At 49.3% G+C, this 16,393-nt stretch carries 8 protein-coding genes; 7 read left to right on the top strand and 1 reads right to left on the bottom strand.

The annotated features are described in order from the left end of the window. Positions 1-41 precede the first annotated feature (41 nt). The gene (gene purB, locus ACT53D_RS05755) at positions 42-1,415 is read right to left on the bottom strand and encodes an adenylosuccinate lyase (RefSeq protein ID WP_476154983.1); all 1,374 of its coding nucleotides are present in this window, start codon (positions 1,413-1,415) and stop codon (positions 42-44) included. A 194-nt stretch (positions 1,416-1,609) separates the two neighbouring features. Here purB and ACT53D_RS05750 point away from each other — a divergent pair, with 194 nt between their 5' ends. From ACT53D_RS05750 to ACT53D_RS05720, 7 genes are all read left to right on the top strand, one after another. Continuing rightward, on the top strand, positions 1,610-2,281 hold the full coding sequence (locus tag ACT53D_RS05750; protein WP_194746990.1) for a transglutaminase-like cysteine peptidase: 672 nt from the start codon (positions 1,610-1,612) through the stop codon (positions 2,279-2,281). Positions 2,282-2,399: 118 nt separating this feature from the next. Beyond that, entirely contained in the window at positions 2,400-4,328 is a 1,929-nt protein-coding gene (locus tag ACT53D_RS05745; RefSeq protein WP_194746989.1) for a bifunctional diguanylate cyclase/phosphodiesterase, read from the top strand. Between the two features lie 135 nt (positions 4,329-4,463). Next, entirely contained in the window at positions 4,464-6,608 is a 2,145-nt protein-coding gene (locus ACT53D_RS05740) for a type I secretion system permease/ATPase (protein WP_194746988.1), read from the top strand. Between the two features lie 2 nt (positions 6,609-6,610). After that, positions 6,611-8,023 carry an HlyD family type I secretion periplasmic adaptor subunit gene (locus ACT53D_RS05735; RefSeq protein ID WP_194746987.1) on the top strand — a complete coding sequence of 471 codons (1,413 nt, stop codon included), beginning with the start codon at positions 6,611-6,613 and terminating at the stop codon, positions 8,021-8,023. 5 nt (positions 8,024-8,028) lie between these two features. After that, entirely contained in the window at positions 8,029-8,703 is a 675-nt protein-coding gene (locus ACT53D_RS05730; RefSeq protein ID WP_313984242.1) for a response regulator transcription factor, read from the top strand. A gap of 220 nt (positions 8,704-8,923) precedes the next feature. Next, positions 8,924-10,732 (top strand): TolC family outer membrane protein, encoded by a 1,809-nt coding sequence (locus ACT53D_RS05725; protein WP_476154978.1) that lies wholly within the window; start codon positions 8,924-8,926, stop codon positions 10,730-10,732. Between the two features lie 208 nt (positions 10,733-10,940). Continuing rightward, the coding region (locus ACT53D_RS05720; RefSeq protein WP_476154976.1) for a retention module-containing protein at positions 10,941-16,393 on the top strand (5,453 nt) is incomplete at its 3' end.

Here is a 16,393-nt window from a genome sequence, read left to right as displayed (position 1 = left end):
ATGAAGTACGCTAAGAGTTCCCTGGTCAAATCAACGGCGATTTAAATATGTTTAACCAGTTGACTGGCCTTGCCGGTATAAGTTGCAGGGGTCATTGCCAGCAACGCCTGCTTGGCTTCGGCCGGGATAGGCAGCGTCTCGATAAAAGCATGCAGCGATTGTTTGTTAATGCCGCCTTTACCGCGTGTCAGCTCTTTGAGTTGCTCATAAGGATTTTCAATGCCATAACGGCGCATTACAGTTTGAATCGGCTCGGCCAGCACTTCCCAGCTATTGTCCAGGTCTTCCAGCAGGCGCTGCGGATTGATTTCCAGCTTATTCAGGCCGCGCAGGCAAGAGTCATACCCCAGTAGCGTATAACCAAAGGCCACGCCCATATTACGCAACACGGTAGAGTCGGTCAGGTCACGCTGCCAGCGTGAGATAGGCAGTTTCTCGGCCAGGTGACGCAAAATCGCGTTCGCAAGGCCCAGGTTGCCTTCAGAGTTTTCAAAGTCAATCGGGTTGACCTTGTGTGGCATGGTCGAGGAGCCGATTTCGCCCGCTTTGACTTTTTGCTTGAAATAGCCCACCGAGATATAGCCCCAGATGTCGCGGTTCAAGTCAATCAGGATGGTATTGATCCGTGCTAGCGTGTCGTAAATCTCAGCCATGTAATCATGCGGCTCGATCTGGATGGTCAGCGGGTTGTACGTCAGGCCCAGAGACTCGACAAAGCGCTTGGCAAAGCCTTCCCAGTCAAAATCAGGGTAGGCCGACAAGTGGGCATTGAAGTTACCCACGGCGCCATTGATCTTGCCCAAAATTTCGTTCGCTTGCAGTTGTTTCAACTGGCGTTGCAGGCGATAAACCACGTTCGCCAGCTCTTTGCCCATGGTGGTAGGGCTGGCCGTTTGACCATGCGTACGGGACAACATCGGTTGCTCAGCCAGCGCTTGCGCCAACTCAGTCAGGCGGGCAATGACTGCCTGCAGGTTAGGCTGCATGACGGCTTCACGCGCAGATTTCAGCATCAGGGCGTGAGACAGGTTGTTGATGTCTTCTGAGGTACAGGCAAAATGGATAAATTCACTGGCTTTCTTGATTTCAGGATTGCCGTCAAACTTCTCTTTCAGCCAGTATTCCAGCGCTTTCACATCGTGATTGGTCCGTACTTCGATGGCTTTGACCTGCATGGCATCCGCTTCGCTGAATGCGGCAATCGCAGCATCCAGTTCGTCTATGGTCGTCGGGCTGAATGGCGCGATTTCAGCCAGTTCAGGGGCGGCACTTAGCGCTTTTAACCAGGCGACCTCTACCATCGCGCGATATTTGATCAGGGCATACTCGCTGAAATAAGGCCGCAAAGGGTCAAGTTTTGATTGATAGCGGCCATCTAGCGGCGAGAGTGCGTTGAGCGTGGTGAGTGACGTCATGGTTAAACAATTTAATAGATGCGAAAAACCAGCATTTTACCCAATCCGTCCATACTTGTCTTTGTTGTCTCTGTCATGTTTGAGTGATTGGCGGTATGAGACCGCGCAGAAGTTGTCGATGAAAACCATTTTGTTTGTTAAATTGTGTCTCTTTTCATCGTGACATAATCGTTGCCTGTAAAACCTTAACTGACATGAAATTGACGCCATCCACCTTTGCCAGAGTATTGACAGGCCTATGCCTGGCAATCAGCCTGCTATGGTCGCAGATCCAGGCGGATGATTATGTGCTGGCGATGCTGGAGAAAGTCCGCCAGCGTTACGGCGAAGAGGCTTATCAGAATGTCATGCGCCTGAATGAGCTGTTTGCGCAGATTGCCGGCTCCGGCGAAATGACCAAGGTCGGCATGGTCAATGATTTTACCAATCAGCATGTGCTGTTTGTAGATGACTATACGTTGTGGGGCATGGAGGATTACTGGGCCAGCCCGCTCGAAACCTTGGGCAAGGGGGCGGGGGACTGCGAGGACTTCAGTATTGTCAAATATATTCTGCTCAAGAAACTGGGTATTTCACAGGATAAATTACGTCTCACGTATGTTCGGGCACGCATGCCTAGCGGCTCCATCCGCCCGCACATGGTGCTGGCTTACTATGCCACGCCTAACAGCGACCCACTGATTCTGGATAACCTCAATTTTGAATTGCTACCGGCTTCGCGCCGGGGCGACCTGGCGCCTGTCTTCAGTTTTAACGACAAGGGTTTGTTTGTGGCGAATAACCCGACGGTACGTGCGGGCTCGCCAACCAACATCTCAAAATGGCGAGATGTGTTGACGCGGATGCGACAGGACGGATTGGAATGATGGAAAAATGGTTAGAGCTATGGTTATTATGGGGTGAGGATGCTAGGCTTGCACATAGAGTCTGCACAAGGACCGGGCAGCTGCCAATCTCCCCCCAGGAAAGTAAGAGGGCTTTCTGATGTCATTAATCAAACAAATACGTATTGCAATTTCGGCCATCATTTTGATGGTGGCCGCAGGATGTCTGTTTCTGGGGGTCTATAATGACCACCGCTATATGGCGGAGCAGCTACAGAAAAAAAATAACGATAATGCCAACGGGCTGGCCATTACACTTTCCAATATTCAAAAAGACAATGTCACGGTTGAGCTGATCGTCAGCGCCCAGTTTGACATGGGGCACTATCGCCGCATTGCGATTGTGTCGCCTGACAACAAGACCATGATAGAACGCGTGAATCGTGCGCCCCATTCAGAGGCCCCAAGCTGGTTCCAGTCTTTATTGTCAATTGAGATCCAACCCGGCGTTGCCAATATTCAGTCCGGGTGGCAGCAATATGGCACCCTGATCATGGAAAGCGAGCCGTCGCTGGCGTATGACCAGCTGTGGGAAACGTCGCGCCATGCCTTGTTGTGGACACTGCTGGTTGCCTTGTTGAGTTATGCAATTTCTGGCGTATGGCTCAAGAAAATCTTGCGGCCACTGGATGAAGTCATTGGACAGGCAGAAGCCTTGGGTGAGCGTAAATACATTACGATTGCCGAGCCGGAGACGGAAGAGTTCAAGAAGCTGGTGCGCACCATGAACACCTTGTCCGAGCGCGTCAAGTCTATGGTGACGGCAGAGTCCGAGCGCTTGAATACTTTTAACCAGCAAATCAACTATGACGAAGTGACCGGTCTCATGAACCAGTCACACTTTACCAACACGGCATCGGTGGCACTCAAGAATGACAGTTTTGTCGAGGGCATGCTGATTTTGGTACAAATGCGTAACCTGTCCGACATCGACCGGCAAATGGGCTACAGTGTGACCAACCAGCTGATCAAAAAAATCGGCGATGCGCTGTTGCAGCAGATGGCACATTATCCTGATGTGGTTTGTGGCCGACTGGCCGGGGGCGTTTTCGGGATTTTCAGTCGCCAGCCTGTCGATGATTTCGCCGTGGCGACTGAGCTCAAACTGGTGCTGGAAAAACTCAATGCCGCGCAGCAGATGCTGCAATTCCAGTTTGTCGTGACGCATACCAAAACCAAAAAAGGCGACGACTTTGCCGATATCTACCGCGTCATGCAATTTATTCTTGACCTGGCTGAGGATCAGGCCGCCTTGCCGATGCGCGTCATGAATGCCAATAGCATCGTCACCTCAAGAAAAAATTATCTGAACCAGTGGAAGCAGCAGTTCCTGCAGGCAATTGAGCAAAAGCAAATCAAGCTCGCCTGCTATCCGGTGATGCAGCGGCATCAACAATTGTTCCACTACGAATGCCCCTTGCGCTTGCATATTGATGAAGGTGATCAATGGCTGGCAGCGGGGGCCTTTATTGATTGGGCCAGCCAGCTCGATATGATCAAAACGCTGGATGGTCTTGCGTTGGAGTATGCCGTCGATATGCTGGCCAAGAGCAACGCCAATTTAAGTGTGAATGTCTCGGCAGCGGCAATGCGTAGTGATGATTACCGTGACAAGCTGCAGGCCTTGATCCTGTCCGTGAATCAACCTGCCAGGTTGAGTTTTGAGGTAGCAGAAGAAGCGGCGTTTAGTGACTTTATTAAGTTCAGGGAGTTTGTGCATCTGGTCAAGTCGCTGGGTTGCATGGTCGGGATGGAACATGTCGCCACCCGCTTGGCGCAGTTAGGTGACTTACACGAACTGGGACTGGACTATATCAAGTTTGACGCATCTCTAATCCGCGATATTCATTTGCGGCCACAACAGCAATCACTGATGCGCGGCCTCTGCATGATGGTGCGCACCATGGGCATCGTGCCGATTGCCGAGGGGGTGCAGGATCAGCAGGAGCTGGATAGTTTGAATGCGGTGGGGATAGAGGCAGTGACCGGCCCCTACGTACAGGAAAGCCTCTCGTTTGGCGAGCTCTGATACGGTCAATTTTTGTAATTCAACGGGGTTATGCCATATACTCCCCGTTTTGATATCAATTAAAACACCATACAATCAATCTTGCTAATCAGTCGCTGATATCACTCGGACAAGGATAATAATAAGTCATCTGCCATGGAAACGACGCCATACTTCAATAAAACCGAGAAAGACGCTCTGCTGGAGTGCCTCCTTTATATTTGCCGCCATAACCGGTTGGCCACTACACGCGACGCCCTGATTTCAGGCTTGCCGTTGCAGAATGGTAAATTAAACCCCGAATTATTCAAACGTTCTGCGGAGCGTTTGCAACTGGATGTGACGGTCAAGCAAGCGGCTATTCCAACATTGCTGCAACCGCAGGTGGATGTCACGTTGCTGTTGAACAATGACCGGGCCTGCCAGTTGATTCAGGTTGATCAGTCGCAGCATTTTGCCCAGGTTATTTTCCCTGAGCTGTCTTCTGAACCGGTCACCATCAGTCTGGCGGATTTGGCTGCGCAATATACCGGCTATGCCTTGATTACCCGGCAAAACTTCATTTTTGATGCACGTACGCCTGAGGTGGGCCGTATCAAAGTCCGGCACTGGTTCTGGGGCACGCTGGCCGAAAACCGCGCGATTTACCGCGATGTAATGATTGCGGCATTGCTGATTAATCTATTTGCGCTGGCCATGCCGTTGTTCACCATGAACGTCTATGACCGCGTGGTGCCCAACAAGGCTGTTGAGACCTTGTGGGTGCTCGGCTTAGGTGTGGCGCTGATAGTGCTGGGGGATTTGCTGTTACGTTCAATGCGTACCTATTTTCTGGATTGGGCCAGTGCGCGTATTGATGTGAAACTCAGTGCACAGATCATGGAAAAGGTCTTGGGCACGCGGTATGAAGCCAGACCCAATTCCGTTGGCTCGTTTGCTTCCAATCTGCGTTCGTTTGAAAGTGTGCGCGACTTTATTACCTCAGCCACGGTGGTGACGTTGATTGACCTGCCGTTCGGGATTATTTTTCTGGTGGTGATTGCCTGGATCAGTCCGTTGATGGTGCTACCTGCTGTGATTGGCGGTGCCATTGTGCTGATCTACTCACTGAGCGTGCAAACCAAACTGCATGACCTGTCTGAAACCATGTATCGTGCCAGCGCGCAGCGCAATGCCACACTGATTGAAAGCCTGGTTGGGCTGGAGACGGTAAAATCCATGGGCGTGGAAGGGCAGATGCAAGGCAAGTGGGAGAAGAGTGCGCTGTTTCTGTCAGAAGTCGGCAGCAAGATCAAACTGCTGTCTTCATCGATTACCAATGGCACTTATGCTTTACAGCAGATCATTAGTGTCGCCATCATTATTCTGGGCGTTTACCTGATCTCAAATGGTGATTTGACCATGGGTGGCTTGATTGCTTGCTCGCAGTTGACCAGCCGTGCCCTGGCGCCGATTTCACAAATTGCCAATCTGTTTACCCAGTACCACACTGCGGCGACTTCCCTGAAATCGCTGGATGACATTATGGGCAAGCCGGTTGAGCGTAGTAAAGGCATGAATTTCCTCTCGCGCCCCGCGTTCAAAGGCGAAATCGAGTTTAAGAATGTCTCCTTTAAATATCCTGGTTCGGATGAGTTTGCCTTGCAGCGGGTGTCTTTCAGGATTCAAGCGGGTGAGCATGTTGGGCTGATCGGACGGATGGGCTCTGGCAAGACGACAATCAACAAGCTGATTCTGGGCTTGTACCAGCCAACCGAGGGCGCGATTCTGATTGATGGCATTGACGCGCGTCAAATCGATCCGGCCGAATTACGTCGCAGCATTGGCTATGTGCAGCAGGATAATCACCTGTTTTTTGGATCGTTGCGTGACAACATCACGTTGCGTGACCCGCATGCCGATGATCAATCAGTCTTGCAAGCGGCTCAGGTGGGGGGGATTGCCGAGTTTGTCAATGCGCACCCCAAAGGCTTTGATCTTGAAATCGGCGAGCGTGGCGATACGCTGTCTGGTGGTCAGCGCCAGGGGGTGGGGATTGCACGTGCGTTTGTCACTCATCCGCAAATTGTGTTGCTCGATGAGCCGACCAGTGCCATGGATCACTCAGGCGAAGAAAGCGTTAAGCGCAGAATTGGCGAAGCCATTGCCGGAAAAACGCTGGTCGTGATTAGTCACCGCAACGCGATGCTGGAGCTGGCGGATCGGTTGATCGTCATTGACTCTGGCCAAGTGGTTGCAGATGGCAGCAAAGAAGACGTGACTGCAGCATTGCGTGCGGGCAAAGTGGGTAAGGCAAGATAATCATGGCAAAAAAAATATACGATCAAATTGGTCAGATTACCAAACCAGACAGTATTTGGGTGCGCCTGGGTAAGCCTGTACACGCGCTGGTGGATAGAATTGTCAAAACCGAGACAGCGGAATCGCGCACCTGGGTGGAGCAGGCGCATGATGTGATGGTTGAAGACACCATGCTGCATGCCAAGCTGATCATGTATTCTATCCTCGGGATCTTGGTAGTTTTGCTGGTTTGGGCCGGCATTGCCAAGGTTGATGAGGTGACCCGTGGCGAGGGGCGTGTGATTCCGTCGCGTCAGGTACAGGTTGTGCAATCGCTGGATGGTGGGATTGTGACTGACATCATGGTACAGCTGGGGGATACGGTTAAACGCGGTCAACCCTTGATCAAGATTGATGAAACGCGGGCGATTTCCTCCCTCAAGGAAAACGAGAGTCAGTACCTTTCCTTGACGGCCAAAGAGGCGCGACTGAAGGCATTGGCAAATGGCGGTAGCTTTAACCCGCCCAGTGAGGTGCAAGAAAAAGCGCCTGATACCTATTTGCAAGAGCTGCAGCTATTTAACGCTGCCAGAGATGAGTTGAATTCGCAAATCAATATTGCACGTGACCAACTATCGCAACGTGAACGTGAACTATCGGAAGTGCAGTTTAAAAAAGAAGTGGCGATCAAGACGTATGAGTCTACCAGTAAAGAGCTCGCTGCCAATCGCCCTTTACTCAGTAGTGGGGCGGTTTCGGAGATTGAGATTTTGCGCCTGGAGCGTGATGCAAACCGTGCCAAAGGGGATATTGATCAGGCGTCGGCACAGATGTCACGATTGACCGCCGCGATTTCAGAAGCGCGCCGCAAGGTTTCTGAAGCACAACAATCCTTCATGAGCAAAGTCCGCACAGATTTGAATGAGACGACAGCCAAAATCAACAGTCTGACACAATCCAGTGTAGCGCTTTCAGACAAAGTAAAACAGTCGACACTGACTTCGCCGGTTAACGGCAAAATCAGCAAGCTTTACTATAATACGGTAGGCGGCGTCATTCAGCCTGGTAAAGAGGTGATGGAGATTGTGCCAGGCGATGATGCACTGGTGATTGAAACCAAAGTACAAACCAAGGATATCGCCTTTATCCGGCCGCAACAGCCGGCAGTGGTCAAACTCACGGCCTACGATTACACTATCTATGGTAGTTTGGATGGTGTTGTAGAAGATATTGCTGCAGATTCCACGATAGACGATAAAGGTAATGCATATTATGTCGTTAAAGTGAGGACAACCAAGAATAATCTTGGCGACCATCTGCCGATTATTCCGGGGATGGTGGCACAGGTAGATATCCTCACAGGTAAAAAAACGGTGCTGTCTTATTTATTAAAACCAGTGTTAAAAGCTAAATCGTACGCATTGACCGAGCGCTAAAAACTATGAAGCATATATTTATCACGACCCTCAAAAACGCAATCGAGTCCTGGCAAAAGGCCTTTCCTCAATCAACCCTCATTTCTGATGTGATTTCTGCAGATATTGCAGGGGCACCCATCATTTGGGTGCATGCGCAACTAGAGCAGGGCAGCCTTTGGCGTCAATCTGTGCAACACATTCTTCGCGTGTTGCCTGCCGCCAAAGTCATCGTCCTCTCCAATAACCCCGAGCAAGTTGAAGCCATGCAGGCACTGGAGTCAGGGGCGGTTGGCTATTTGCATGCGTATGCACATCCAAATGTGCTCAAAGAGGTTTCTAGTGTGGTTTCGCAAGGCGGGGTATGGCTGGGACGTGATGTACTCAAGCATCTGATCAGCCTCACAACCGGTGGCAAAGCCACGTCAGCTGTGCCAGAGGATATTCTGGAGAATTTGACCAAGCGTGAGCGAGAGGTGGCGTTAGAGGCCGCTAAAGGAAGTAGTAATAAAGAGATTGCCCGCTTACTGGCCATCTCCGAGCGTACGGTTAAGGCACATCTTACTTCTGTCTTTGATACGCTTAAGGTGCGCGACCGGTTGCATTTGGCTTTGGTTCTGCAGGGGCAGTCCACGCCGGGACATTTTGCCGGTAATGTGGGCATTAAAAATCCCAGCTTAAATAAATCTCAACTAAATTAACGTGTAATAAATAAGTTAACTCATATATTTATCGTGTAAATATATGAATATATGAAGGTTTTTTTGAGTTTTTATATTGCATCAATTCCATTTTTTTGACTAATTACACTAAATTTATCAAAAAGTTTGTGGTTTATTGCGGTGACCACTCTTGTGCAGGCTTAGTTCCGTGGTTATACTGATTTTGGATGAATCTTTATAACTTGTTAAGAGTCTGCAAATGAAACTAAAAAAAATTGCCTCAGCGCTCCTCGTGGGCGTGTTCTCTTATTCTTCGTTGGCCTGGGCGGCGAGTCCTGAAAGTCTCGAAAAAATTATCGAGAAAGCAGTATCAGAGAACCCAGAAGTTCAAGCGAGCTTTCATGCATTTAAGTCAGCGGAACTGGATGAGTCTGCGGCCAAAGGCAAATATCTGCCGAACGTGACTGTAGATCAGGTGTTCAGAAATCAGGAGCGCCTGACCCCTAATGTAAGCAATACCTATTCTCCTAACCAGCAATCCACCCTGACTCTGCGCCAAATGATTTTTGATGGCCTGGCGACGCCATCAGAAGTCGGTCGTCTGGACCATGTGGCTAAGTCACGCTTCTACGAGTTGCAAGGGCAGATGCAGGCAGTAGCGTTAGATACCGCCACGGCTTACTACGATTTGATCCGTTACCGCCGCTTGGTCTCTTATGCTCAGGATAACTTTGTCGTGCACAAGCAAGTCTTCGATAAGATCAAGTCTCGTGTAGATGCTGGCGTAGGTAAGAAGGTTGACCTTGAGCAAGCAACAGGGCGTCTTGCTTTGGCCGAGGCTAATCTGGTGACGGAAACAAATAATTTGTATGATGTTTCTGCGCGCTTTCAGCGTCTGGTAGGTGAGTTGCCGCCGGAGAATCTGAATGAAGTGATGATGACGGGCGATGGTCTTGCTCCTTCAGCTGATCAGGTGTTAGATGCTGCTTACAAGCAAAACCCGAACGTTCTGGCTGCGATCGAAAATATTATTGCGGTTGAAAAATCTGTTTCTGGTCGTAAAGCTGCCTTTATGCCGCGTGTTGATTTGCAAGGCCGTAAAATTATTGACGTCAACGATAAAAGTAGACTCAGTACTTTAGCTGCCGATACGCTGGAAGTGACTGCGAGCTGGAATATTTTCAACGGCTTTACGGATAAATCCAATTTGGACTCCGCGGTTGAAACCCTAAACCGCTCACACGACTTGCGAGACAAAGCGTGTATTGATACCCGCCAACTGGTTGCAATTTCTTACAACAGTATTAAGCAACTGACTGAGCAAGTGGCTTACCGCAAACAGCATCAGGATTCGATTGAAAATGCGCGCTTGGCTTATCGCAAACAATACGAAATCGGCCAGCGTACCTTGCTTGACTTGCTGGATACTGAAAACGAATACTTCCAGTCACGTCGTAGCTTCACCATTGCGGAAATGGATTTGAATACGGCCTATGCAAAAACGTATGCAGGTCAAGGCTTGTTGCTGAGCAAACTCGGCGTTACACGCACAGATGTGGGTGATTATCCTCGTGAAGAATACATGGATCGCGAGAATGTGTGTAAAGCAGTAGTGCCTGAGCAAATCGTGCCTGATAAAGCAGCATTGCTGGCAAATGCCAAGCCATGGGAAGGTAGTGGTGAAGCCTTTAAGCCTAAAGCGCAAGAAAAGGCGACCATGAAATTTACGCCACGCATTCTGTTCCAGGCTAATAGCGCGATTATCTTGCCAGAGTCCTATGCCGACCTGGATATTGTGAATGATATTGTCAAAGAGTGGGGCAACGACAAGGTTGAGATTGCCGGCCACACGGACAAGCGTAGTACTTCTAAAGAAAAGTACAATTTGCTGTTGTCTGAAAAACGTGCAAAAGCCGTGGCCGACTATCTGATCAAAAAAGGCACTGATGCTAAGCGTCTGGTTGTTAAGGGCTATGGTTTCTCACAGCCGATTGCTGAAAACGATCCAGTGGAAGGTAACGATGCCAACCGTCGTGTAGAAATTATTCGTTTCCAGGCTGTTGAGTAATTATTCCAAGACGATTAAGTTGTTTAAATGAAAGCGGAGTCATTTGACTCCGCTTTTTTTTATATCTCTCTACGCGTTATGACTTTTAAATTACTTAAGCGTTTTATATCCCAAGTTTCATACTGTACTTTAGTACAATAGATTTTCATTGTTTACTCGCGTTTAATACGAGACTATCAAAATTGTCTCAACTTAAAGTGAGGAAAAAATGGCTACTGTGATCGGTACAGTTACAAACGTTCAAGGTATGGCAATTGTTGTGGATGCAAATGGCAGTCGCCATATGTTGAAGCAGGGCGAAACGCTGCATGCAGGAGATAAAGTAATTACTGCCTCTGGCGCAGCGGTTACTGTGAAACTTGCAAATGGTGAAACCGTTAATTTTGCCGAAGCGCAAACCGTCAAAATTACGGATAACCTTGCGCAAGTTGATGTATCTGATGTCACAGAAAATGCTGTTAACCAAGCTGTATTTGACGCCGTTTTAACTGCCTTGAATGAAGGCCGCGATGTCACTGAGGTGCTTGATAACCCGGCAGCCGGTGAAGCAGGTAGTGATGGTAATGCCTCCTTCGTTAACTTGGATCGTATTCAAACGCCTGATGCAGCAGGGGCTAACTATAACGGCGGCAATGGTGCCGGCGCAGATGCAGGTGCAGTAAACATTCCTCCAAACTACGTTTACCTCTTACCCGCAACCAGTTCACCCACTGTTACATTACTTAATGATCAAGCACCAGAAGGCCTTTTGAGTGCAAGTGAAGTCACGAATGGTCAAACGACAGCGCGTATCGGGCTGCCAATAGGCGTCGAGCCAGGTGATGTTGTGAATGTGGTGCATAACACTGGTTCAATTACGGTTACTTTGACAGCTGAAATTATTGCAGCAGGATTTGTAGATGTTAGCATTCCTGTACCCTCAAGCCTGGAAGGTCAAACACTTTTAGTCTCTGCATCTGTGACAAATCAGTCGGGTCAGACTTCACCTACAGCCTCAGACTCTGCGCTGGTTGACACCACTCCGCCTGATTTAAGCAAGATCAGTGGCCAACTACCTGAAACAGTGATTGATGATACAGGTGCAAGCCAAACAGACAATATAACAAACAATCGTAATCCGACTTTAATTGGTACTACTGAGTTGGTGACTGATCGTGTTGTTGTGACGATTGATGGTAAAGACTACACAGCTACTGTGTCAGCTGGACCTAATGGTACAGCCGTATGGACAGTGCCTTTAACGGGTGCTGCTTTAGGCAATGGAACATTTACACCAATCATTACAGTCACTGATCTGGCAGGGAATGTAAGCACCAAAAATAGTGAGACATTTACCGTAGATATTAATGCACCGGAAGTCACAATCACACTAGATTCCAACATTGCAGGTGATGGTGTTGTGAACCTGACAGAGTCTCAGTCTGCGGGTATTCCTGTGACAGGGACAGTAACAGGCGAGTTTAAAACAGGTGATGTTGTAACCATTACTGTCAATGGTAAAGACTTTACCGGCGCGGTAGACGCAAATGGTAAGTTTACAATCAATGTTCCAGGTGCTGACCTGGCGGCAGACCCAGACAAAACGGTTGACGCAAAAATCACTACAACTGATACAGCAGGTAACTCAACCACTGCCACCACCAAGCAAGCTTACGATGTGGACACCACCCCGCCTGATTTGAGCAAGATTAGTGGTGAGCTTCCAGAAACAGTTGTGGATGATACAGGTGTCAGCCAAACCGATAATATTACAAAAAATACGCAACCAACCTTAACTGGTACGACTGAGAAGGTTACCGATAAAGTCGAAGTGACGATTGATGGTAATAAGTATACCGCGACAGTGACAGCGGGTCCGAATGGCACTGCGGTATGGAGTCTCAGCCTTAAAGATGTAAACGCTGCTCCATTAACCAGCAAAACGTATACTCCTGTCCTGACCGTGACAGATTTGGCTGGTAATGTAAGCACCAAAAATAGTGAGACATTTACCGTAGATGCTGATGCACCGAAAATCACAATCACACTAGATTCCAACATTGCAGGTGATGGTGTTGTGAACCTGACAGAGTCTCAGTCTGCGGGTATTCCTGTGACAGGGACAGTAACAGGTGAGTTTAAAACAGGTGATGTTGTAACCATTACTGTCAATGGTAAAGACTTTACCGGCGCGGTAGACGCAAATGGTAAGTTTACAATCAATGTTCCAGGTGCTGACCTGGCGACAGACCCAGACAAAACAGTTGATGCGAAAATCACCACAACTGATATCGCAGGTAACTCAACCACTGCCAACACCAAGCAAGCTTACGATGTGGACACTACTCCGCCTGATTTGAGCAAGATCAGTGGCCAATTGCCTGAAACTGTGATTGACGATACTGGTGCAAGTCAAACGGACAATATCACCAAAAACCAAGCCCCTACTTTGATCGGGACGACAGAAAAAGTCACTGATAAAGTGGTGGTTACAATTGATGGTAAAGACTACACAGCCACAGTATCAGCTGGACCTAATGGTACCGCTGTATGGACCGTGCCTTTAACGGGGGCTGCTTTAAACAGTGGAACATATACACCAATCATTACAGTCACTGATCTGGCAGGGAATGTAAGCACCAAAAATAGTGAGACGTTTACCGTAGATGTTGATGCACCAAAAGTCACAATCACGCTAGATTCCAACATTGCTGGTGATGGTGTTGTGAATCTGACAGAGTCGCAGTCTGCCGGTATTCCAGTAACAGGCAAAGTTGCTGGTGAATTTAAGGCGGGTGATATAGTCACCATTACTGTAAACGGTAATAACTATACCGGCGCTGTAGACGCAAATGGTAATTTCTCAATTAAGGTCCCTGGTGCAGATTTGGCTGGTGATTCTGACCGCACTGTAGATGCAAAAATCACTGTCACCGATGTAGCAGGCAACTCAACAAGTGCTAGTGATACACAAGTTTATAGCGTTGATGTAGCACCACCAGCTTTAGCGATCAGCCTGGATGCAAACGTTGCTGGTGATGGTATTGTGAACGTGGCTGAATCGACTGCTGCTTCCATCCCAGTGACTGGTACAGTGAGTGGTCAATTCAAGGTAGGCGATATTGTCACCTTGACCATTAACAACAAGACCTTTACTGGTGCAGTTCTGGATGGTGGTAAGTTCTCCATCAATGTTCCTGGCGCAGACCTGGCGGCTGATGCTGACAGCACTATTGTTGCGAGCGTGACCACAACGAATACTGTGGGTAACAGCGCAACCGCCACTGATACACAGACATATACCGTGAACTTGTTGCCTCCAGCCTTGGCGATCAGCCTGGATGCAAACGTTGCTGGTGATGGCATTGTGAACGTTGCTGAATCGACTGCTGCAGCCATTCCAGTGACTGGTACCGTGAGTGGTCAATTCAAGGCCGGCGATATTGTTACGATTACGATCAATGGCAAAGACTTCACCGGTGCTGTAGCGACCGACGGTACATTCTCTATCAAAGTCCCTGGTGCAGACTTGGCCGCTGACCCTGACAGCACTGTCTTTGCGAGCGTGACAACAACCAACGCTGCGGGTAACACTGCAACCGCAACTGATACGCAGACTTACACCGTGAACTTATTGCCTCCAGCCTTGGCGATCAGCCTGGATGCAAACGTTGCTGGTGACGGCATTGTGAACGTTGCTGAATCGACTGCTGCAGCCATTCCAGTGACTGGTACCGTGAGTGGTCAATTCAAGGCAGGTGACATTGTTACCTTGACCATTAACAACAAGACCTTCACTGGTGCAGTTCTGGATGGTGGTAAGTTCTCCATCAATGTTCCTGGCGCAGACCTGGCAGCTGACTCAGACAGCACGATCCTGGCAAGTGTAACAACGACCAACGCTGCTGGTAACAGTGCAACCGCGACTGATACGCAGACATACACTGTGAACTTGTTGCCTCCAGCCTTGGCGATCAGCCTGGATGCAAACGTTGCTGGTGACGGCATTGTGAACGTTGCTGAATCGACTGCTGCAGCTATCCCTGTGACTGGTACCGTGAGTGGTCAATTCAAGGCCGGTGACATTGTTACCATTACGATCAATGGTAAAGACTTCACCGGTGCTGTAGCGACCGACGGTACATTCTCTATCAAAGTCCCTGGTGCAGACTTGGCCGCTGACCCTGACAGCACTGTCTTTGCGAGCGTGACCACAACCAACGCTGCGGGTAACACTGCAACCGCGACGGATACACAGACATACACTGTGAACTTGTTGCCCCCAGCCTTGGCGATCAGCCTGGATGCAAACGTTGCTGGTGACGGCATTGTGAACGTTGCTGAATCGACTGCTGCAGCCATTCCAGTGACTGGTACCGTGAGTGGTCAATTCAAGGCAGGTGACATTGTTACCTTGACCATTAACAACAAAACCTTCACAGGTGCAGTGTTGGATGGTGGTAAGTTCTCCATCAATGTTCCTGGCGCAGACCTGGCGGCTGATGCTGACAGAACAATTGAAGCAAGTGTGACCACAACGAATGCTGCTGGTAACAGCGCAACCGCAACTGATACGCAGACATACACTGTGAACTTGTTGCCTCCAGCCTTGGCGATCAGCCTGGATGCAAACGTTGCTGGTGACGGCATTGTGAACGTTGCTGAATCGACTGCTGCAGCTATCCCTGTGACTGGTACCGTGAGCGGTCAATTCAAGGCCGGCGATGTTGTTACCATTACGATCAATGGCAAAGACTTCAGCGGTGCTGTAGCGACCGACGGTACATTCTCTATCAAAGTCCCTGGTGCAGACTTGGCCGCTGACCCTGACAGCACTGTCTTTGCGAGCGTGACCACAACGAATGCTGCGGGTAACACTGCAACCGCGACGGATACACAGACATACACCGTGAACTTGTTGCCTCCAGCTTTGGCAATAAGCCTGGATGCAAACGTTGCTGGTGATGGCATTGTGAACGTTGCTGAATCGACTGCTGCCGCCATTCCAGTGACTGGTACCGTGAGTGGTCAATTCAAGGCCGGCGATATTGTTACGATTACGATCAATGGCAAAGACTTCACTGGTGCTGTAGCGACCGACGGTACATTCTCTATCAAAGTCCCTGGTGCAGACTTGGCCGCTGACCCTGACAGCACTGTCTTTGCGAGCGTGACAACAACCAACGCTGCGGGTAACACTGCAACCGCAACTGATACGCAGACTTACACCGTGAACTTATTGCCTCCAGCCTTGGCGATCAGCCTGGATGCAAACGTTGCTGGTGACGGCATTGTGAACGTTGCTGAATCGACTGCTGCAGCCATTCCAGTGACTGGTACCGTGAGTGGTCAATTCAAGGCAGGTGACATTGTTACCTTGACCATTAACAACAAGACCTTCACTGGTGCAGTTCTGGATGGTGGTAAGTTCTCCATCAATGTTCCTGGCGCAGACCTGGCAGCTGACTCAGACAGCACGATCCTGGCAAGTGTAACAACGACCAACGCTGCTGGTAACAGTGCAACCGCGACTGATACCCAAGACTATAAGTTGGCGATTAATCCAAACCTGTTTGCAACCATTGCATTGGATGCAAACTTTGCTGGTGATGGCATCATCAACATTGAAGAAGCCAAAGCGACCTCATCCATTCCAGTGACTGGTACAGTGGGTGGTGACGC

Source organism: Methylophilus sp. DMC16, assembly GCF_056314045.1.
Note: the sequence above shows the minus strand (reverse complement) of the source record. Positions and strands in the feature narration are given on the sequence as shown.

Coding starts and splice junctions, on each gene's coding strand:
- purB (WP_476154983.1), bottom strand. CDS start 1,415: ATGACGTCACTCACCACGCTCAACGCACTCTCGCCGCTAGATGGCCGC.
- ACT53D_RS05750 (WP_194746990.1), top strand. CDS start 1,610: ATGAAATTGACGCCATCCACCTTTGCCAGAGTATTGACAGGCCTATGC.
- ACT53D_RS05745 (WP_194746989.1), top strand. CDS start 2,400: ATGTCATTAATCAAACAAATACGTATTGCAATTTCGGCCATCATTTTG.
- ACT53D_RS05740 (WP_194746988.1), top strand. CDS start 4,464: ATGGAAACGACGCCATACTTCAATAAAACCGAGAAAGACGCTCTGCTG.
- ACT53D_RS05735 (WP_194746987.1), top strand. CDS start 6,611: ATGGCAAAAAAAATATACGATCAAATTGGTCAGATTACCAAACCAGAC.
- ACT53D_RS05730 (WP_313984242.1), top strand. CDS start 8,029: ATGAAGCATATATTTATCACGACCCTCAAAAACGCAATCGAGTCCTGG.
- ACT53D_RS05725 (WP_476154978.1), top strand. CDS start 8,924: ATGAAACTAAAAAAAATTGCCTCAGCGCTCCTCGTGGGCGTGTTCTCT.